The 18,158-nt window shown below is 56.0% G+C and carries 21 protein-coding genes; 13 read left to right on the plus strand and 8 right to left on the minus strand.

Going from position 1 to position 18,158, the window contains the following annotated elements:
• The first annotated feature begins 138 nt into the window (after window positions 1–138).
• Both ACDO57_RS14455 and ACDO57_RS14460 read left to right on the plus strand, forming a co-directional pair.
• On the plus strand, window positions 139–873 hold the full coding sequence (locus ACDO57_RS14455; protein ID WP_370884172.1) for a hypothetical protein: 735 nt from the start codon (window positions 139–141) through the stop codon (window positions 871–873).
• A gap of 197 nt (window positions 874–1,070) precedes the next feature.
• Window positions 1,071–1,685 carry a hypothetical protein gene (locus ACDO57_RS14460; protein ID WP_370884173.1) on the plus strand — a complete coding sequence of 205 codons (615 nt, stop codon included), beginning with the start codon at window positions 1,071–1,073 and terminating at the stop codon, window positions 1,683–1,685.
• 530 nt (window positions 1,686–2,215) lie between these two features.
• On the opposite strand, the gene ACDO57_RS14465 is transcribed toward ACDO57_RS14460, so the two are convergent.
• Window positions 2,216–3,085 carry a phosphorothioated DNA-binding restriction endonuclease gene (locus ACDO57_RS14465; protein ID WP_370884174.1) on the minus strand — a complete coding sequence of 290 codons (870 nt, stop codon included), beginning with the start codon at window positions 3,083–3,085 and terminating at the stop codon, window positions 2,216–2,218.
• A 300-nt stretch (window positions 3,086–3,385) separates the two neighbouring features.
• Between ACDO57_RS14465 and ACDO57_RS14470 the strand changes: the two genes are divergently transcribed.
• From ACDO57_RS14470 to ACDO57_RS14485, 4 genes are all read left to right on the plus strand, one after another.
• A complete protein-coding gene (locus ACDO57_RS14470) occupies window positions 3,386–3,853 on the plus strand; it encodes a SymE family type I addiction module toxin (RefSeq protein ID WP_370884257.1) in 468 nt (155 codons plus the stop codon).
• Window positions 3,854–4,020: 167 nt separating this feature from the next.
• Entirely contained in the window at window positions 4,021–4,551 is a 531-nt protein-coding gene (locus ACDO57_RS14475) for a DUF2778 domain-containing protein (RefSeq protein WP_023295850.1), read from the plus strand.
• The gene (locus ACDO57_RS14480; protein WP_046621075.1) at window positions 4,526–4,789 is read left to right on the plus strand and encodes a hypothetical protein; all 264 of its coding nucleotides are present in this window, start codon (window positions 4,526–4,528) and stop codon (window positions 4,787–4,789) included. The genes ACDO57_RS14475 and ACDO57_RS14480 overlap by 26 nt, the downstream gene beginning before the upstream one ends.
• Window positions 4,790–4,810: 21 nt before the next feature.
• Window positions 4,811–5,266, plus strand: a complete 456-nt coding sequence (locus ACDO57_RS14485; RefSeq protein ID WP_370884175.1) for a hypothetical protein — start codon at window positions 4,811–4,813, stop codon at window positions 5,264–5,266.
• A 10-nt stretch (window positions 5,267–5,276) separates the two neighbouring features.
• Here ACDO57_RS14485 and ACDO57_RS14490 read toward each other — a convergent pair whose 3' ends face one another.
• Both ACDO57_RS14490 and trpS read right to left on the minus strand, forming a co-directional pair.
• A complete protein-coding gene (locus ACDO57_RS14490; protein ID WP_370884176.1) occupies window positions 5,277–5,648 on the minus strand; it encodes a hypothetical protein in 372 nt (123 codons plus the stop codon).
• A gap of 575 nt (window positions 5,649–6,223) precedes the next feature.
• On the minus strand, window positions 6,224–7,228 hold the full coding sequence (gene trpS / locus ACDO57_RS14495) for a tryptophan--tRNA ligase (RefSeq protein ID WP_370884177.1): 1,005 nt from the start codon (window positions 7,226–7,228) through the stop codon (window positions 6,224–6,226).
• A gap of 199 nt (window positions 7,229–7,427) precedes the next feature.
• Here trpS and fosA point away from each other — a divergent pair, with 199 nt between their 5' ends.
• A complete protein-coding gene (fosA, locus tag ACDO57_RS14500) occupies window positions 7,428–7,853 on the plus strand; it encodes a FosA/FosA2 family fosfomycin resistance glutathione transferase (RefSeq protein WP_028015351.1) in 426 nt (141 codons plus the stop codon).
• On the opposite strand, the gene ACDO57_RS14505 is transcribed toward fosA, so the two are convergent.
• Window positions 7,839–8,846, minus strand: a complete 1,008-nt coding sequence (locus tag ACDO57_RS14505) for a LacI family DNA-binding transcriptional regulator (protein ID WP_370884178.1) — start codon at window positions 8,844–8,846, stop codon at window positions 7,839–7,841. The genes fosA and ACDO57_RS14505 overlap by 15 nt on opposite strands.
• A 185-nt stretch (window positions 8,847–9,031) precedes the next feature.
• Between ACDO57_RS14505 and ACDO57_RS14510 the strand changes: the two genes are divergently transcribed.
• Together ACDO57_RS14510 and ACDO57_RS14515 are read left to right on the plus strand one after the other, a co-directional pair.
• Window positions 9,032–10,120: a cellulase family glycosylhydrolase gene (locus ACDO57_RS14510; protein WP_370884179.1), complete on the plus strand. Its 1,089-nt coding sequence runs from the start codon at window positions 9,032–9,034 to the stop codon at window positions 10,118–10,120.
• 50 nt (window positions 10,121–10,170) lie between these two features.
• Window positions 10,171–11,592 (plus strand): MFS transporter, encoded by a 1,422-nt coding sequence (locus ACDO57_RS14515; protein WP_370884180.1) that lies wholly within the window; start codon window positions 10,171–10,173, stop codon window positions 11,590–11,592.
• On the opposite strand, the gene ACDO57_RS14520 is transcribed toward ACDO57_RS14515, so the two are convergent.
• From ACDO57_RS14520 to ACDO57_RS14535, 4 genes are read right to left on the minus strand one after another with little or no spacing between them, the layout of a single operon-like run.
• Window positions 11,555–12,376, minus strand: a complete 822-nt coding sequence (locus ACDO57_RS14520; protein ID WP_370884181.1) for an alpha/beta fold hydrolase — start codon at window positions 12,374–12,376, stop codon at window positions 11,555–11,557. The genes ACDO57_RS14515 and ACDO57_RS14520 overlap by 38 nt on opposite strands.
• Window positions 12,377–12,406: 30 nt before the next feature.
• Window positions 12,407–14,026 (minus strand): MFS transporter, encoded by a 1,620-nt coding sequence (locus ACDO57_RS14525; RefSeq protein ID WP_370884182.1) that lies wholly within the window; start codon window positions 14,024–14,026, stop codon window positions 12,407–12,409.
• The gene (locus ACDO57_RS14530; protein ID WP_370884183.1) at window positions 14,023–14,430 is read right to left on the minus strand and encodes a DoxX family protein; all 408 of its coding nucleotides are present in this window, start codon (window positions 14,428–14,430) and stop codon (window positions 14,023–14,025) included. Before ACDO57_RS14530 ends, ACDO57_RS14525 begins: the two co-directional genes overlap by 4 nt.
• Window positions 14,430–16,301: an amidohydrolase gene (locus ACDO57_RS14535; RefSeq protein ID WP_370884184.1), complete on the minus strand. Its 1,872-nt coding sequence runs from the start codon at window positions 16,299–16,301 to the stop codon at window positions 14,430–14,432. Before ACDO57_RS14535 ends, ACDO57_RS14530 begins: the two co-directional genes overlap by 1 nt.
• A 219-nt stretch (window positions 16,302–16,520) precedes the next feature.
• On the opposite strand from ACDO57_RS14535, the gene ACDO57_RS14540 reads away from it, so the two are divergent.
• From ACDO57_RS14540 to ACDO57_RS14555, 4 genes are all read left to right on the plus strand, one after another.
• Window positions 16,521–17,207 carry a hydrolase gene (locus tag ACDO57_RS14540; protein WP_008501349.1) on the plus strand — a complete coding sequence of 229 codons (687 nt, stop codon included), beginning with the start codon at window positions 16,521–16,523 and terminating at the stop codon, window positions 17,205–17,207.
• Window positions 17,208–17,268: 61 nt separating this feature from the next.
• Window positions 17,269–17,490: a DUF1427 family protein gene (locus tag ACDO57_RS14545; RefSeq protein WP_063617489.1), complete on the plus strand. Its 222-nt coding sequence runs from the start codon at window positions 17,269–17,271 to the stop codon at window positions 17,488–17,490.
• Complete coding sequence (locus tag ACDO57_RS14550; RefSeq protein ID WP_024909507.1) at window positions 17,487–17,750, plus strand: XapX domain-containing protein; 264 nt, start codon at window positions 17,487–17,489, stop codon at window positions 17,748–17,750. The genes ACDO57_RS14545 and ACDO57_RS14550 overlap by 4 nt, the downstream gene beginning before the upstream one ends.
• A 20-nt stretch (window positions 17,751–17,770) precedes the next feature.
• Window positions 17,771–18,151, plus strand: a complete 381-nt coding sequence (locus tag ACDO57_RS14555; protein ID WP_008501346.1) for a response regulator transcription factor — start codon at window positions 17,771–17,773, stop codon at window positions 18,149–18,151.
• The last annotated feature ends 7 nt before the right edge of the window (window positions 18,152–18,158 follow it).

Genomic DNA, 18,158 nt, shown 5'->3' on the forward strand with positions numbered 1-18,158 from the left:
TAAAGTCTGAAAAATATTTTTCAGGCTCTAAACTATGCTCAAAGATATATAAATCTGTACTGTGTTTGCGGTATTCTGTTGAAGGTAATTTTACAATATTAGGGACGGTTAAATCGTCCGCATTCAATGAGGTTGACAATGGCGCAGGATGCTTGGATTGTGCAATTACAGACGCTATTAGCTTATATACCTATCAAGGATATTATGGTTAATGCAGTTGGAAGTTTTGTGGGTGGTATAGCTCTCATTTGGCTCGCAATGAGTAAGCACGGCGTTCGTTTTTTAAGGTCAAAGTTAGCAAGACCTAATGTTCGAATCGAACTACGTAGAACACCTGAAAATATATTTACAGGGATAGAACTTGGTGCTCCATCTCGCTGGGTTGAGCAGCAACTAGGTGTTCCTAACCGAATAGGTGATAAATGGTGGGGATACAGGTTTTCAGACTCACTGGTTTCTCTGACATTCGACTCAAATGATTCTATCAAAATCGTCGCAGTGGCATTGATTGACAATGATACAACTTTCGAATTTCCTTCTTGTCACCTTTGCTGCCCTCCACTGGGAAAATTAACCCTAAAAGATCTTATGAAAGAGGAGCACTTAACTTTGGAGTACAGGGATTCCTTACGGCACCAAGAACTGGTACTTTCAGGAAGAGAAGGACCGCCAGGTGCATGGAATTATGTTGCCTTTGGAGCATTGTCGCCTCATGCCCCTGGTCAATTGTTACCCAGTGATTTCGAATGGGATAGGGATAGTGAAACTGTTCTTGGCAACTCACAAGACGTTATAATCAACTGGGCAGCAGTGTCGACCACCTCATATATTGATGTTTTTCCATGGGACTTAGGTTTAACGCTTCGCCCTTAATAGCACCGATTTGGTGTATCTGCTTATGTTGGTCAATGGGGCAAATAATTGCGGACAGTGATTAAACTTCGTGTCCAAATTTAGGACTCATGAGGATGCATGAAAAGAGAGTAAGTCAGTTATTGTGCCTAGGAGTGTGTGGTTATGCTTTTTAATTTTCTTTATTATTTACTGTTGGAACGAAAAGGAAGTCATTCATGAAGGATAAGGTTTCGAGTAAAATGCATTTTCTCCAACTATGGGTTCAAATTTTCTCTCAAATTGTAACTATAGTGGCTGCGATTGCTGTAGGGGTTTGGGGAGTGTACTCTACAATTTATGTAAAAAAAGAAAAGGAAGTTACAGATTATACTCTTCAAGAGTTAAAGCAGAAAACGACTCAAACGCCACATATTCAGGCAAAGGTTGAACCGGCTGTTAAGAAAGGAGCTAATGGGTTGGTTTTATTGACTGTTAAGATAACTTTATCAAACCTTGGCACCAAGGAAAGCAGAGTTACGCTCGACGATAATTCTTTGGCTTTAATACCTGTAGATTTTTCTGCGGGAAAGCCAGTTTTCCAAGAACCGATAAATATTATTTCAAGTCGCTACGCTGGTAATCTTCACAGGGTTCCTCTTCAATTCGTAGATATTGGTGCTGGTGAAAATTATGAGCTTACCTATGCATATGGCATGAATACTAAAGGTACTTACCTGATTCATTTTCTGGCTCTTAACGACACTAAGCCACCTGAAGGTGATGTGTTAATCGCCCATGGGATTCCATATAAATATTCCGTCGGAGCGGATGAATACGTTATTGTAAAATGAAAAAAATGTTATCGGTAAAATTTATTATCATTGCAATTCTAATAATTAGTTGTGGCGATTAATTTCAATGTGCATTGGTATCCTAATGGTATGAGCCAACCGAAATCCATTCTGATTCTAGACCTATGGCTACATCTGCGTTGCTCTGCTCATAATGTGCCCGTATCGGACTGTAATGATGGGTTAGAGATGTTAGGTTTTGGAGCAATAGCAGCAAGGTGCACAGTAAAGTGTTCACTGTTCACCAACCGTTCACGACGTATGACAATGAAATTAAAGGCAAAAAATACTTAGTGAACAGTGTGAACAGTTTTTCTAAAAAAAAGTTTTTTCTGTTCTGGTTCGGATCCGAGCAACGGATCCGAACCGAAAATGATGTTGATGTATTTTCTTCTTTTAAACCAATGTGTTGATGATGAAATGTTCATAATTATGGATGGGGGCACAAAAGGGGGCATATTAGATGGTGATTATAATAAATTCTTTATAATTCATTTTATTGGGTAGCAGTTTGAGTCCGGCCTTCGCACTCATCCTCTAAACACCTCCCTACGATGCCACTCCACATATCCCTCCTTTGGATAGTTCCCTTTCACCACCGGCAGCGCAATTTGCTTTCCTGCAAAATCCCAGAACAACCGCCCAACAATCCCATTCCCATTCACCGCCTCAGACACCAGCACCCGCATACTCTCATCCAGCCCAATCGATCCTTTATCAAACGCCTTATGATGAATTGCACACAGCGCCAGCCCGTTGGGGATCTCACACGGTCCGCCAAACTGCTTCCACTTGATATGCGCGGCTTCAAGTCCAACAGAGGCGTTATCATGCCGCATGTTAAATCCGCAAATAGCACACTCGTAGTTATAAGCACGCAGCACCTGCTGACGGAACAGCGGATCGCGAACCTTACGGATTTGCTGGATATCAAAACCCATCTCATCCGCGATCTCTTCCTGGATACTTTCAGGAAAATGTGCTTCAAGGATCTGCTGCGCCAGCGAGCCTATCAGGTTTTTGTTCTTACTCAGCAACGCAAAGTGTTCTTCATCAAACCCGCCTGCAACGTTATGTTCCACAAGTTCTTTAACAGGCGGTTGCTTACTGCCAGTGGTCGAACAGAACTCAGTATTCTTCAGATCCCAAAATCCATCCCCTTTGAGCCGCCAGAAAGGCATATTTGGGTAATGCGCCTTCCTCTGTGGGCCAAAGCGTTCTAGCAGGCTAAGCAGCTGCTCATGGACCTCGGTTCCATAATCAAACAGTCGCGCATGCCCCTGCTGATAGTTCGCCAGCACGTACAGAAGCAATAAAGGCTTATGCGGCGCACGCTGTTCGCCTTTGCGCCAGATGGTGATGTCGGCAATTGCCTGTTCGAGAGTTTTGCTGGAAGCCATCGCGTTACGGTAGAAGGTAAATAATTGCGATGATGCTCGCAAAACCTAGACCAATCAACCCGCAAACAAGAAAAACATGACCTTATCGTACATAACATTATTTCCTGAATCCCCCTCGCAAATTCCAAATTTCCCCACACCAAAACGCTGTATTTATATTCAGCCCTGTATAATGAGCATCAGAAATTACGCCGACCGGCAAAAGGAAGTATCAAAGAATATTTAACGAGGAATTCGCGATATGAAGGTGCTGCAACACCCCCATACCGCTAACCACAAACAACTAAGATGGAGTTGAAAATGGCTGCGACGAATTTTAAGCCAGAGTTTACTGTTTGCAAAACAGAATCAGACGCTTTCACTGGCATGATTGAAAACCGCGAGCTGGTACGCAAAAACAGCGCCCGCCGTCTGCACGGCAACCAGACCAATGCGGCACCCGTCCATCCACGCGCGGAAACGCCGCAAGACTGTGCAGCCTGCTGCGAACTCTATGCACGCATAGACATGAAATACCTTCTTCTGGGCGGAGACTGGTTAACTCGCGCGGGCTTTATCAACGGCATGCCGGTTAAAATTCGCGCTATGAAAGACTGCATTGTGATTACCCCACAGCATACAAGAGAATTATGGGGATGCCTGGAAGGTATGAGCGTGGTGAATATAAATAAGCAGAAAGTCGCCCAGTGGTTAAAAACGTTTCCGGGAGCGCTGAATGATACGGGAGATATACCTGTGGTGAAGCGCAGAAATGGTCTGGCAGAGTAAGAATAATATCTAAAATATCCCTTCATTAATCCTGTAAAAGGATAAGTTAATACGGGCTTGAATACGCATGCCCGTATTTTTCCTTTTTTAAATGAATTATCTGTCTCCGCTGGTGCACTCAATAAATCGGTTGTAACATTCTCCGCAAAGCGACAGGGAGGATTGCTATGCAGATTTGTAGGATGGATTACAACGATGTCTCAGCCGATGGAAGAAGGCTGAAACTACACGTTTATGGCGTTGGGACGTTTCCCGTTTTTTCAGGAATAGAACCCGTAACCAATATTGCAGAGTGCGCCTTTATCAGGAATGCTGCGTTACCTGTGGGTACGTACTGGATCGTTGATGCACCGGAAGGCAGTATTGCTAATCGGGTTGAGCGGTTTGTAAAAGACTTCAAGAACGGGACCGATCATTCTGAATGGTTCGGCTTGTTTAATGCTTCGACCATGGCTGATAACGTATTTGTGAATGGGGTCGACAGAGGCTCGTTTCGACTTCATCCATTGAGGCCGAATGGTGAGGGAGAGTCGTGGGGATGCATAACGTTCTATAATATCCCTGATTTTCAACTGGTCAGACAATCTTTGCTTGCACGTAAGAAGATTCGTGTTCCTGGTGGTAAAGGGTTGATGGCATATGGACGTATTGATGTGACAGGAAGGGCTGATTATGCTTCATGCAAAGTTAAAAAATAATATCCTGATTGGTCTGGCATGCCTCATTGCTTCCTTCTTTATCGTCCTGTTTCCTCTGGGAGGCTTGCTCGATTACTTGTCTCAAGCAAGCAATGATTTTTTAAATCGTACCGGTCTTGGTTTTGCTGATGGTGAAGCAGACCCATCATTCCTGTGGGTGTTGGGTGGGATGATGGTCGTCGTTACCGCGCTACTGATGTTCGCCATTCGGAAGATATGCAATCTGAGGCAGGGATAAGACATTTCATGGGCATTTTCTATGACAATCCTTTTAAACGCCCTGAAGTGGTCAGCGCTCACGGTTGCCACTGTATGTATCCTCGGATGGTTGTTTGTATGGCTTGTGGCATCTGATTCTGATGAGACGACCGGTTATACGGAAAACGATTTTTTCCACTACCGGATACTGACAGACAAGGATATTAAGAACGCCCCAAAAGTAACGGACGACTATTATTTTGAGGCGCATTCGGGCGATGGTTACGAACCTTCAAAAAGTATCATTTTTAAAGGCGCTACCAGTGCTGCGTCGTTGCGCGCTTATCTCAAAACGTTAGGGTATGTGAAGGAAAAGCGTAGCCTGGAAGTGAAGGAGGTCTGGTCGAAACCCGAAGGGTTAAACGCAGATTTTTTCTATCTGTACTTCAATACGGCTACGGGTGATATTGAACTGACCAAAGTGATAGGTAACGGGCATGTCATCCCATGCCCGTAGTAAGAAAAAATCACTCGTGCTTTATCTGCTCTTTCACAGCCTTAACCAATACAGCATGGAGTTCGCCAACGGTTAAATCGCGTATCACAGGTTCGGGAATGCCTCGCAATCTGCGAATTAAACGGCAGATACCAAAGTAATCTATGCCCTCGGTGCTAAAAAGAAACTCGTTTTCAGCGAGGGAAAAAGTTTTCTCATAGCCATCTTCTTCAGTGACAAGCGTAACGCCAAACGCTGCCTCGCAGTCTTCAATCAGGGCATCGCCATCCATGCCGCATATATCAAGGTCGGCTTCGATTAGGGTGTTCTCATCAATGCGCTTGCGATGATGTCCAGAGGACTGACGTACTACTTCTATGACCTGAGAAAGAGTGGGATTCATTATGTTGGATTCCTTGGGGGAAGAAATGGCGCAGACATTTATGAAGAGACCGAATTAACGCCTGGGACTTATTATTGATGGTCCAAAGAAAATCAAAACAACCCATACAAACATCCCCATAATTTTTAACGGCCAGGGTTCGAATACATCAATACACACCATTGTGCCTATAACTAATAGCGGCCCTCCCATTAATTCCACTATCCCATCGAAAATATTTAACTTATGAGGCAATACACGATTCAGTAAAACGGCCATGAAATGTGCGCATCCTAAAGTAATGATTATAGCTATAGTGCATTCTTTCCAGTTATCAGTGACGCCCACGCATATGAGGCATAGCGCGATCACTAAAACACAAAGTAATGTATTCAGCATGGAAATAATAAACTTACTCATAACAGTTGTCGCGACGTTTAAAAATATAAAGAGCCTATGAATATCGTGCACCTAGTAGGATGACAAACGACATTCACTAATAATGCATTTAAGAGACTCTTGCGCTTTAACTATTATTTTAATCGGCTACAAAGCGGCTTCGTGCTCTTCCCACGCATTCCACCGCTAAATCGACTTTAACTAAACACCGGCACCCCCAACCCAATCTTCACCTCCCTCAACGTCGCCTGCGTCACCCCCTGCGCCCGCTCCGTCCCGCGCTTCAGCATCGCCATCAATTCCCCCTTGTCCTGCATATACATCGCCCTCCGCTCCCGCATCGGCGCAATCAGCTCCTGCAGGCACGCCTCCAGCTCGTTCTTACAAACCCGGTCACCCAGCCCGCCCGCCTGATAGTGCGCCTTCATCGCCGCCACTTTCTCCTTGTCCGGGTGAAACGCGTCGAGGTACGTAAACACCACGTTCCCCTCAATCTGCCCCGGGTCGCTCACCTTCAGGTGATTCGGGTCGGTGTACATCGCGCTGACCGCGCGGTGAATGGTCTCTTCGCTGGCCGAAAGGTGCAGCGTGTTGCCCAGCGATTTCGACATCTTGGCGCTGCCGTCGATGCCGGGCAGGCGGCTGGTGTCGCTCAGCATCGCCCTGCAGTGGCGCAGCACCGGAGCGGGCAGCAGGCTGTTCATCTTGTGCACAATCTCGTTGGTCTGCTCAATCATCGGCAGCTGGTCGTCGCCGACGGGCACGCACTCGGCCTTAAACGCGGTGATGTCCGCCGCCTGGCTGATGGGGTAGGCCATAAACCCGACCGGCAGCGAGCGGGCGAAGCCCTTCTGCGCAATCTCGTTTTTCACGGTCGGGTTACGCTCCACGCGGGCGACGGTAACGATGTTCATATACAGCATCGTCAGCTCGGCGAGGGCGGGCAGGGCGGATTGCAGGCAGATCGTGGTCAGGTTCGGGTCGATGCCGGCGGCGAGGTAGTCGGCCAGCACTTCGGGGATGTTGTCGCGAATTTTTTGCGGGTTGCTGCCGTTGTCGGTCAACCCCTGAAGGTCAGCAATCAGCACAAACTGGCTGTGCGTCTGCTGGAGCGCCACGCGCTGGCGCAGCGATCCGACGAAGTGGCCGAGGTGCAGCGGGCCGGTTGGGCGGTCGCCGGTGAGGATGGTGGGTGCGTTCATAAAGACTCCTTAATGTGCAGTTGCCGAAAGGGGTCTTAGAAATGTGAAAGCCGCCTTTCGGCGGCTATTTGAAAATGGGGAAAACTACTCCGTGCCGCCTTTAAGAAGGCAGCCACCAGCGGTTTACGGTGAGCACGGCGTGGTTTATGTTCATCTCTTTACCGTACCACGTCCGGCGCGAAAAACAAAAGGGCACGTCATGCTGCAATCCCTCAACCACCTGACCCTCGCGGTCAGCGACCTGCAAAAAAGCGTCACGTTCTGGCACGAGCTGCTGGGGCTAGCGCTGCACGCCCGCTGGAATACCGGGGCCTACCTCACCTGCGGCGATCTGTGGGTCTGCCTGTCGTACGACGAGGCGCGCCAGTATGTGCCGCCGCAGGAGAGCGACTACACCCACTACGCGTTTACCGTGGCGGAAGAGGATTTTGAACCCTTCTCGCACAGGCTGGAGCAGGCGGGCGTCACCGTCTGGAAGCAGAACAAAAGCGAGGGGGCGTCGTTCTACTTTCTCGACCCGGACGGGCACAAGCTGGAGCTGCACGTGGGCAGCCTCGCCGCGCGGCTGGCGGCGTGTCGCGAGAAGCCCTACGCGGGCATGGTGTTTACCTCAGACGAGGCTTGAGGCGCGCACCTTCAGCCTGCCCGCCAGCGTCACGTGCGTGGCGGCATCTTCCTGATTGCACAGGTACTCCACCGCCAGCCGTCCCAGCTCGCTGTAGGGCAGTTGAATACTGGTCAGCGGCGGGGTGAGCTGCTCGGAGATCTTCTGGTCGTCGTAGCCCGCCAGCAGCATGTCCTGCGGGATGCGCACGCCGTTCACCGCCAGCGCCTGATAGCAGCCAATCGCCAGCCAGTCGCTGGCGCAGAAGATGGCGTCCGGGCGCTCGGCCAGTTCCAGCAGGGAAGCCGTCGCGGTAAAGGACTCGCTGAACTGCCAGTTGGTCTGGCGCAGCAGGCTGTCGTCGCACGCGAGTCCGGCCTGCTGCAGCGCCGCCTGGTAGCCTGCCAGACGCTGGCGGGAGGCCTCCATCCAGCTCTCGCCGGTGATGTGGGCGATGCGCGTGGCCCCGCAGGCGATGAGATGTTTAGTCACCTGGAAAGCGTTGGCGTAGTCGTCCGGGATAAACGACGGCAACAGCGGCGAGCCGGGGTCGCGCTGGTTAAGCAGCACCAGCGGGATGCGGGTGCAGTCCTGGAATGCCGTCATGTCCACCAGCGTGGTGACCGGGGAGGCGAGAATAATCCCGATGCAGTTGCGCTTCTCCAGCTGGCGGATGATGTTCAGCGCCAGCTCGATGTCGTCGCCGTAGTCGTAGACGGTGAGGAGGGTCTCGTTGCGCCACGCGGCTTCCCGCGCCTGGCTGATGGCGTCGATAAACGGGTCGAAGCTCTGCATGGAGCTCACCAGCAGGGCGATCTCTTCCTGGTTGCGCGGGGCGTGAACGGCGGGGAGGCGGTCGTAGCCGAGCTCAGTGGCGATGCTAATCACCCGCTGGCGGGTGTCGTCGCTGAGCTTGATGTTGCGGGACTGGTTAAGCACCAGCGATACGGTCGCCTGCGACACCCCTGCCGCCCGCGCAATATCGTTCATCGTCACTTTCGTTTTTCGCTTCATCCGTCCTCTCCCTTTCGCGACTTCGCATCATACCCTAACCGCACGCTTTAGCGCCGTCGATCACGTTTCTCATTCATCGAAGCGTGAACTTTGTGAGGGGCATCGCTTTTCTAAACGCCGCGATTTGCGCATTTATCCTGCAACTAATATTTATTAGCTAAATATTATCAGTAAGAGGACGCGTAATGAAAGAGCAGTGGAGCAGGGAGCAGGCACAGGCGTGGTATGAGCAAAAAGGCTGGCTGTGCGGGTTTAACTATCTGCCGTCGACGGCGGTGAACTGGACCGATATCTGGCAGGCAGAGACTTTCGACGCCGGGACGATTGACCGCGAGCTTGGCTGGGCGGCGGAGGCGGGCTACAACACTCTGCGTATCAACCTGCCGTTTATCGTCTGGGAGCACGACCGCGACGGGCTGATGGCGCGCATCGACCGCTTTTTGACGATTGCTGACGGCCACGGGTTCAGCACCATGCTGACCCTGATGGACGACTGCGGCTTCTCCGGCGACGAGCCGTACCTCGGCCCGCAAAAGCCGCCGGTGCCGGGCAAACACAACAGCCAGGCGGCGGCGAGCCCGGGGCGTGACAAGGTGTGCGATCCGGACTGCTGGGCAGACATTGAGCGCTATATCCGCGACGTTGTCCGCCAGTTCCGCGAGGATAAGCGCGTGCTGCTGTGGGATCTGTACAACGAGCCGGGCAACCGCGGCATTTTCGCGACCGGCACGCAGGAGGTGCAGTACGACGCGAAGCTGGAGACCTGCGCCCACGCGCTGATGAAGCTGGCGTTCCAGTGGGTGCGTGAAGAAGATCCAACCCAGCCGCTCACCGTCTGCGCGTGGCGCCTGCCGCCGGAAGAGGAGGGCGAGACGTTCTTCCAGCATCCGCTGGACCAGACCGCGCTGGCGCTCTCGGACGTGGTGAGCTTCCACGCCTACACCCACACTGGCCGCATGACGGCGATTATTCAGCAGCTGCAACAGCTTGGTCGCCCGCTGTTCTGTACCGAATGGCTGGCGCGCCACGTGGGCAGCACCATCGAAGAGCAGCTTCCGCTGATGTACGCGGCGAAGGTCGCGCCATACCAGTGGGGGCTGGTGCGTGGCAAAACCCAGACGTGGCTGCCGTGGCCGGTGGTGATGAAAGAGTCCACGGACTACTGCCGTCTCTGGTTCCACGACGTGTTTGAGGAGAACGGCATTCCGTTCTCGCGCCGTGAAATCGCCCTGATGCAGCAGCTGCGCAAGATCGCCCCGCAGGCGCAGGACTAATAATATCGACCCGGCGGTCCACCGCCGGGCAACCAGGCAGGCATATAACAATGGCAATGACAATGAAAATCCCGTCTCGCGAGCTGTGGTCTTATTTTGGTTATGGTTTAGGTCAGTGTTTTAGCTTTGGTTTAGTGGGTTCGTTTATTAACTATTTTTACACCGACGTGCTGGGGATCTCGGCGCTGGCGGCGAGCACCATCTTCCTGATTGCCCGCGCGTGGGACGCGGTTCACGATCCGCTGTTTGCCAGCATCATGGACACCATTAACAGCCGGTTCGGCAAGTTTCGCCACTTTTTGCTGATCGCCCCGCTGCTGATCACCGGCGTCACGCTGCTGTCGTTCTATAAAATCGAAGCGGACATGACCACCAAAATCCTCTACGCCGGGGTGACCTACATCCTGTGGGGGACGCTGTACGCCATCTCCGATATCCCGTTCTGGTCGATGTCGTCGGTGATGACCAACGACTCCGGGCAGCGCACCCGCGCGGTGACGGCGGCGATGCTCGGGGTGAACGCCGGGATTGCCTGCGCCAACATCTTCTTCCCGAAGCTGGCGTCCTATTTCGCCCAGTACAGCAATGACAAAGGCTACTTTATGGCGGCGCTAGTGATGATGCTGGTGGGCCTGCCGCTGATGCTCAACGGCTTTATGCAGATCAAAGAGCGCGTGCCGCCGAGCCCGGAAAAGGTGACCATCCGCGACACCTTCCACAACCTGCGCCAGAACAAGCCGCTGTTTATCGTCCTGCTGTCGTTCTTTTTCTGCGTGTTCCACAACGTGGCGGGCGGGCTCTATATCTACTTCTTTATCAACAACATGGGCGACGGCAGCCTGCAGATGGCGATTGGCGTGATGGGGATTGTCGCGGCGGTGCTGTGCCTCGTCGCCCCGATGCTGACGCGCCGGATGCAGAAGCGGAAGCTGTTTATGATCCTCTGCGGGCTGGACGTGGCGGTGCGCGTGGTGATGTGGTTTGTGGGCTATCAACAGGTGACGATGCTGTTTATTCTGCTCGGCCTGAGCACGTTGTTCGTGATGATGACCAACATCCTCACCTCGTCGATGATTGCCGACACCATCGAGTACGCGGAGTACCACACTCACAAGCGCTGCGCGGCGATCACCTTCTCGGGGCAGACCTTTACCGGCAAGATGTCGGTGGCGGTGGGCGGCGGGTTAATCGGGGTGTTCCTGACGATGATCGGCTACGTGCCGCAGGCGCAAATTCAGAGTGAGAGTGTGCTGTCGGGGCTGTTCTTCGGGATTTGTCTGCTGCCGGCAATAGGGTCGCTGATCCGCATGGGCTTTATGTCGCGCTTTACCTTTACCGAGGAGAAGCACGCGGAGATTTGTCGGCTGCTGGCGGAGCGGAACGCGTCTGCGAAAGCGCCGGGTGGCGGCTGCGCCTTACCCGGCCTACAGAAAATTACAGCGACTTCACAAACGCCAGCAGATCTTCGTTAAGCTGGTCCTGGTGGGTCAGCGCGAAGCCGTGCGGCGCGTTGTCGTACACCTTCAGCGTGGCGTTTTTGATCATCTCCGCCGCCAGCTTGCCGGTGCTTTCAAACGGCACGATCTGGTCGTTGCTGCCGTGGATCACCAGCGTCGGCACGTCGATTTTCGCCATATCCGGGCGGAAGTCGGTTTCGCCGAAGGCGGTCACGCAGTCGATGGTGCCCTTCAGGGACGCCAGCAGGGCGATGTTCAGCGTCTGCGTCAGGGCACCGGCGGAAACGGTCTGCCCGGCGTTGGTGCCGTAGAACGGGGTGGCGAAGTCGCTGATGAACTGGGCGCGATCTTTACGCAGTCCGTCGCGAATGCCGTCGAACACGCTCTGATCCACACCCTGCGGGAAGGTGTCGGATTTACCAAAGATTGGCGTGACCGCGCCCAGCAGCGCCAGACCGGCCACGCGCGTGCTGCCGTAGTTGTTGATGTAGCGGGTCACGTCGCCGCCGCCCATGGAGAAGCCCACCAGCGTCACGTCCTGGAGGTCCAGGGTGGTGATCAGGTCGTTGATGTCGGACGCAAAGGTGTCATAGTCGTAACCGTTCCACGGCTGATCCGAGCGGCCAAACCCGCGGCGGTCAAAGGCGATTGCGCGGAAGCCGCGCTCGGCCAGGTAGTTCAGCTGGCTGTCCCACATGTCGCCGTCCAGCGGCCAGCCGTGGCTGAAGAGAACCGGTTTGCCCGCGCCGCCTTCTTTGTAGTAAATCTGCGTGCCGTCTTTTGCCTTAAACGTTGCCATAGTGTGTTCCTGTGCAGGTGATGGTTATGGTTATACCGGCGCGACCAGATAGCGAATGGCCGGTGATGTTGTGCCCTGATGAAAAGCCAGAACGCGGCTCTGCAGCAGGAGGTCATTCATGGTGTGGCGCTCCTGCTGGCGCAGATGCTCAATCCAGGAGCCCATCAGGAAGGTCTCGATAAACAGGCCGGGGCGCTCAATATCCTCGTACACCGCCCAGCTCATCGCCCCGGCGCGGCGTCGCACCCGGCGCAGCTCGTGTACCGCCTCCAGGAAGGCTTTTGCGTTGTGCGGGTCGATGATGTACTCGTGCGAGACCAGCACCGGGCCGCGCTCGTTCGGCAGGTCGATCTCCACGCCGTCCAGCGGCTGGCCGCTCAGGTCGAGGTTCAATTCCGGGTCTTTCTCCAGCTTCCAGCGGAACACGGTGGCGCTTGCCAGCACCATCCCCAGCGTGGCGACAACCAGCGCGGTCGGGGTGCCGAAGCGGGAAGCGATCTGCCCCCAGATAGCGCTGCCCGTGGTCATCGAGCCGAAGAACACCGTCAGGTAGACCGCCAGCGCCCGGGCCTTCACCCAGCGGGCGGCGCTGCGCTGCGCGCCGAGGTTGAGGGTCGACAGCACCGCAATCCACGCGAAGCCGGTGAAAAACTCAAACAGGTTGAGCAGCCAGAAGTGGCGTACGAACGCCAGCGCCAGCATGGTGAGAGCAAACGTCAGGCTGGCGGCCACCATCAGGCGGTCGGCGTTCAGCCGCTGGCGCAGGCGCGGCAGCAGGATGGCCCCGGCAATGGCCCCCAGGCCAATGCACGCCAGCATCACGCCGTAGCCTGCCGGGCCCAGGCCCAGCTCGCGGCGCGCCACCAGCGGCAGCAGTGCCCAGCCCGCGCTGCCGAAAACGAAGAAGGCCACGGTACGCACCAGCACGTTGCGCAGCACCGGGGCGGCGTGCACGTAGCGGATGCCGGTGCGCACCGCAGAGAAGAAGTGCTCCGGCGGCAGACGCTGAATGGACGGGGCCGGACGCCAGCGCCACAGTACCCACGCCACGCCCACCACGGACAGCGCGTTCAGGGCAAACACCATCCACGGCCCGGCGAGCGACAGCAGGAAACCACCCAGCGCGGGGCCAATCGCCCGGCTGATGTTCACCCCCAGCGAGTTCAGCGCCACGGCGGCGCCCAGCTCCGGCTTGCTCACCAGATCGGGCACCACGGCCTGGAACGGCGGCGAGCTCATCGCCGCCCCCACGCTCAGCAGAAACGTCGCCACCAGCAGCACGGTCGGGGTGACGTGTCCGGTGAAGGAGAGCGCCGTCAGCCCGGCGGCGGCGATGAACACCCACAGCTGGGAGAAGAGCAGGTATTTACGCCGGTCAACGATGTCCGCCATCACCCCGGACGGCAGGGCGAAGAGGAACATCGGCAGGCTGCTGGCCGCCTGCACCAGCGCGATATCCAGCGGGTCGGCGCTCAGGGTCAGCATGCTCCAGTTGATGCCGACGTCGCTCATCCATGAGCCGACGTTAGAGACCACCGTGGCGATCCACAGCATGCGGAACACCGGCTGGCTCAGCGGCTGCCAGGGTGAAACCGTCGGTGCGGGCGTCGTCTCGACGTGTGCGTCGCGAACGTCGTTAACCTGGGTCATGCGAACCTCTCCGTTGCCTTACGCTGCAGCCGCCACTGGCCCGGCCCGGTGAGGGCAATGGTGGTGAAGATAATCAGCAGCAGCCAGCCAAACTGCCCTTCAGCAATCGACCAGTTCGGGTGGACCACCAGCATCGCCACCAGCAGCACGGCGATAATCGGCAGGCACGCCAGGCGGGTGTAGACGCCCGCAATGATCAACAGCGGGCAGATCACCTCGGCGACAATCGCCGGGATCAGGCTCGCGTAAGGCCCGAAGCCGAACGGATCTTCAATGCGCGTCAGCTCTTCGCTGAAGTGCAGCACCTTCGGCAGGCCGTGCACGTAGAGCAGCAGCAGGCTGCCGGTCAGGCGCAGGAAGAACAGCCCCAGGTCGATCCGGGGCGGCATAGTGGTGTTTTTCATCAGAATGCAAAGCAGCTGCAGCCCAGCGCCCCCCAGAAAGCGTTATCGTCGGACACCGGCATCGCTGACGTGCGGGCGAAGTCATGCTGGTGGCTGTGAACCCCGCACGGCCCGCTGCAGTGGTGGACGGCGCTCATACCCACGCGTGCGGCCTGCGGCGGCGCGCTGCGGTAGTGGCCCGGCACCTTGACCACTGGGGACCACTCGGGCAGAACCGGGATGGCCGGCGGCGCGAGCGGGCCAAAGCTGCCCGCGGCGTAGACGATGTCGCCGTTGACCACCGTGAGAACGGACTCGATGCCCTTGATCTCCTCTTCCGGCACGCGGAAGTAGTCTTTGCTCAGCACCGCCAGGTCGGCGAGCTGGCCGACTTTAATCTGCCCCTTCTGGTTCTGCTCGCTGGAGAACCACGCGCTGCCCTGGGTCCAGAGCATCAGGGCGGTATCGCGATCCAGACGGGCACTGTGGTCGTACATCTGCATCCCGCCGACGGTGCGGCCGGAGACCAGCCAGTAGAGCGCGGTCCACGGGTTGTAGCTCGCCACGCGGGTGGCGTCCGTCCCTAAGCCCACCGGCACGCCGGTCTCGAGCATTTTCGCCACCGGAGGCGTGTGGCGGGTGGCTTCGATGCCGTAACGCTCGGCAAAGTACTCGCCCTGGAAGGCCATGCGGTGCTGGACGGCAATGCCGCCGCCGAGCGCTTTGATGCGGTCGATGTTGGCCTGGGTGACGGTTTCTGCATGGTCGAAGAACCAGTGCAGGCCGTTGAACGGAATGTCGCGGTTCACCTTCTCGAAGACGTCAAGCATGCGGCTGATGGATTCGTTATAGGTGGCGTGCAGGCGGAACGGCCAGCGGTGCTCCACCAGATGGCGTACCACGCGCTCCAGCTCGTCCTCCATGCCCGGCGCGAGATCCGGGCGCGGCTCGAGGAAATCTTCAAAATCGGCGGCGGAGAAGACCAGCATCTCGCCCGCGCCGTTGTGGCGGAAGAAGTCGCTGCCCTGGCCCGGCGTGAGCATGTCGGTCCATTTTTCAAAGTCTTCCAGCTCGTGGCCCGGACGCTGGGTAAAGAGGTTGTAGGCGATGCGGATGGTCATCTGCTTTTTCGCGTGCAGCTCGGCAATCACCTCGTAATCTTCCGGGTAGTTCTGGAAGCCGCCGCCCGCGTCGATGGCGCTGGTCAGCCCCAGACGGTTGAGCTCGCGCATGAACTGGCGGGTGGAGTTAACCTGCTGCTCCAGCGGCAGCTTCGGCCCTTTGGCCAGCGTGGCGTAGAGGATCATGGCGTTCGGACGGGCGATCAGCATCCCGGTCGGGTTGCCGTTGGCGTCGCGCTGGATCTCCCCGCCCGGCGGGTTTGGCGTATCCTTGGTGTAGCCGACCACCTTCAGCGCGGCGCGGTTGAGCAGGGCGCGGTCGTACAGGTGAAGGATGAAGACCGGGGTGTCCGGCGCGGCGTCGTTAATTTCGTCCAGGGTTGGCATGCGGCGCTCGGCAAACTGGAACTCGGTCCAGCCGCCGACCACGCGCACCCACTGCGGCGACGGCGTGCGCAGCGCCTGCTCTTTCAGCATCCGCAGGGCGTCGGCCAGGGACGGCACGCCTTCCCAGCGCAGCTCGAGGTTGTAGTTCAGCCCGCCGCGGATCAGGTGCAGGTGGGAGTCGTTCAGGCCGGGGATGGCGGTGTGGCCTTTCAAATCCACTACTTTGGTGCCCTCGCCGTGGTGCTGCATCACCTCGGCGACGGTACCCACTTCCAGAAATTTTCCGTCGCGCACGGCAACGGCTTCCGCGACAGGATTCTCGCGATCGACGGTGTGAAACTGGCCGTTAACCAGAATGAGATCGGCTTTACCTGGGGTAACCATAAACTGCTCCTGACTGAGAGGGGAATGGTCAGGATTATGGGAACCGGTTTCGGCAAAGATCCAGTTATACAATAGGATAGGTATACCAAAGTATAACTATACCTAAGGTTAACTATACGAAGAGATAATTACGCGCGGAGAAGGAAAACCGCAGGATGAGGGTGACTTTATCGTCGCGGCGCTCGCGGCGATTTCTACCCTTAACCACTGGAAAATGCTATGACCTCTTCAAAGCTCGAAGTGTTAACCCCTGCGAACTGTCAGATCATCTTTATCGATCATCAGCCACAGATGGCGTTTGGCGTGCAGTCGATTGACCGCCAGGTGCTGAAAAACAACACCGTGGCGCTGGCGAAAGCGGCTAAGGTGTTCAACATCCCGACCATCATCACCACCGTAGAGACCGAAAGCTTCTCCGGTAACACCTATCCTGAGCTGCTGGACGTGTTCCCGGGTCAGGACATTCTGGAGCGTACCTCCATGAACTCCTGGGACGACCAGAAGGTGCGCGACGCGCTGAAGGCCAACGGCAAGAAGAAGGTCGTGGTTGCCGGTCTGTGGACCGAAGTGTGCAATAACAGCTTTGCCCTGTGCGCCATGCTGGAAGGCGACTACGAAATTTATATGGTGGCGGACGCGTCCGGCGGCACCTCCAAAGAAGCCCACGACTACGCGATGCAGCGCATGATCCAGGCGGGCGTGATCCCGGTGACCTGGCAGCAGGTGATGCTGGAGTGGCAGCGCGACTGGGCGCGTAAAGAGACCTACACCGCGGTGATGGACATCGTGCGCGAGCATTCCGGCGCGTACGGCATGGGCGTGGATTACGCCTACACCATGGTGCATAAAGCGCCGTCTCGCCAGAAGAGCGAGCACCGCACCTTAGCGCCGGTCCCGGCTCGCTAAGTCCCGTCGGCGGGCTGGTCCCTCATCCGGCTCGCCGCTGCCTCTTTCTCTGGAGTTCACGATGAGTACTGGGCTGATATCCCTTGCGGCAGGCGTGTTGATTGGCCTGATGTATGCCGTGCTGAAGGTGCGCTCCCCCGCGCCGCCCGCGCTGGCGCTGATTGGTCTGCTGGGGATGCTGGCGGGTGAACAGGCGACGCGCCATCTCTTATCCCGCGACGGCGTCCCACCTCCTCAGGTGACCGTTCCGCAGGCGGCATCGCAGACGGGAGCGTCATCATGAAAGCATGGATAATTTCGCTGGTGTGCGGCGTGGTTGCTGGGGTAATTTACGCTCTGCTCGACGTCCATTCCCCGGCGCCGCCGGTTGTCGCCCTGCTTGGCCTGTTCGGCATGCTGGTGGGCGAACAGCTCATCCCGGTGGGACGACGTTTACTGAGTCGCGAACCGCTTACCCTCGCCTGGTTTCGTCACGAATGCGTACCGAAAATCAGCGGCACGGCGCCCCCTGCGCCCGCGAAGGACCCTCGCGACGTTAAATGACTGGTTAGAGGAAAAACAGCATGACGCTGCCGTGGCGCATTGCCATCATTGATGACGAACGTTCCGTCCGCAGCGGGTTGAGTAATCTCCTGGAGTCGGAAGGCTATTCAACCGACACGTTTGATTCGGCAGAGGTATTTCTGAGCCATCCGCTTGCCCTGTCCGGCGCGGCGCTGGTGATCACCGATATCAAGCTCCGGGGCATGAGCGGCCTTGAGCTGTTTGACAAGCTGCGGCTGCTGGCCGTGCCGCCTCCGCCCGTGCTCTTTATCTCCGGTCATGCTGATGAAAATATGCAGCGGTATGCTCTCGGTCTGGGCGCCGCTGCTTTTTTGCGTAAGCCGATTAACATCGATATTCTGCTGGATCATATTCAGCGGGAGCTGGCCCGCCGACAATAAGGATCGC

It is taken from the genome of Enterobacter cloacae complex sp. 2015409 (assembly GCF_041365315.1).
In the GTDB taxonomy this organism is placed as follows: domain Bacteria; phylum Pseudomonadota; class Gammaproteobacteria; order Enterobacterales; family Enterobacteriaceae; genus Enterobacter; species Enterobacter pseudoroggenkampii.

Bases quoted from the DNA above. Each gene is read 5' to 3' on its own strand.
- ACDO57_RS14455 (WP_370884172.1), top strand. From the start codon at position 139: ATGGCGCAGGATGCTTGGATTGTGCAATTACAGACGCTATTAGCTTAT.
- ACDO57_RS14460 (WP_370884173.1), top strand. From the start codon at position 1,071: ATGAAGGATAAGGTTTCGAGTAAAATGCATTTTCTCCAACTATGGGTT.
- ACDO57_RS14465 (WP_370884174.1), bottom strand. From the start codon at position 3,085: ATGGCTTCCAGCAAAACTCTCGAACAGGCAATTGCCGACATCACCATC.
- ACDO57_RS14470 (WP_370884257.1), top strand. From the start codon at position 3,386: ATGGCTGCGACGAATTTTAAGCCAGAGTTTACTGTTTGCAAAACAGAA.
- ACDO57_RS14475 (WP_023295850.1), top strand. From the start codon at position 4,021: ATGCAGATTTGTAGGATGGATTACAACGATGTCTCAGCCGATGGAAGA.
- ACDO57_RS14480 (WP_046621075.1), top strand. From the start codon at position 4,526: ATGCTTCATGCAAAGTTAAAAAATAATATCCTGATTGGTCTGGCATGC.
- ACDO57_RS14485 (WP_370884175.1), top strand. From the start codon at position 4,811: ATGACAATCCTTTTAAACGCCCTGAAGTGGTCAGCGCTCACGGTTGCC.
- ACDO57_RS14490 (WP_370884176.1), bottom strand. From the start codon at position 5,648: ATGAATCCCACTCTTTCTCAGGTCATAGAAGTAGTACGTCAGTCCTCT.
- trpS (WP_370884177.1), bottom strand. From the start codon at position 7,228: ATGAACGCACCCACCATCCTCACCGGCGACCGCCCAACCGGCCCGCTG.
- fosA (WP_028015351.1), top strand. From the start codon at position 7,428: ATGCTGCAATCCCTCAACCACCTGACCCTCGCGGTCAGCGACCTGCAA.
- ACDO57_RS14505 (WP_370884178.1), bottom strand. From the start codon at position 8,846: ATGAAGCGAAAAACGAAAGTGACGATGAACGATATTGCGCGGGCGGCA.
- ACDO57_RS14510 (WP_370884179.1), top strand. From the start codon at position 9,032: ATGAAAGAGCAGTGGAGCAGGGAGCAGGCACAGGCGTGGTATGAGCAA.
- ACDO57_RS14515 (WP_370884180.1), top strand. From the start codon at position 10,171: ATGGCAATGACAATGAAAATCCCGTCTCGCGAGCTGTGGTCTTATTTT.
- ACDO57_RS14520 (WP_370884181.1), bottom strand. From the start codon at position 12,376: ATGGCAACGTTTAAGGCAAAAGACGGCACGCAGATTTACTACAAAGAA.
- ACDO57_RS14525 (WP_370884182.1), bottom strand. From the start codon at position 14,026: ATGACCCAGGTTAACGACGTTCGCGACGCACACGTCGAGACGACGCCC.
- ACDO57_RS14530 (WP_370884183.1), bottom strand. From the start codon at position 14,430: ATGAAAAACACCACTATGCCGCCCCGGATCGACCTGGGGCTGTTCTTC.
- ACDO57_RS14535 (WP_370884184.1), bottom strand. From the start codon at position 16,301: ATGGTTACCCCAGGTAAAGCCGATCTCATTCTGGTTAACGGCCAGTTT.
- ACDO57_RS14540 (WP_008501349.1), top strand. From the start codon at position 16,521: ATGACCTCTTCAAAGCTCGAAGTGTTAACCCCTGCGAACTGTCAGATC.
- ACDO57_RS14545 (WP_063617489.1), top strand. From the start codon at position 17,269: ATGAGTACTGGGCTGATATCCCTTGCGGCAGGCGTGTTGATTGGCCTG.
- ACDO57_RS14550 (WP_024909507.1), top strand. From the start codon at position 17,487: ATGAAAGCATGGATAATTTCGCTGGTGTGCGGCGTGGTTGCTGGGGTA.
- ACDO57_RS14555 (WP_008501346.1), top strand. From the start codon at position 17,771: ATGACGCTGCCGTGGCGCATTGCCATCATTGATGACGAACGTTCCGTC.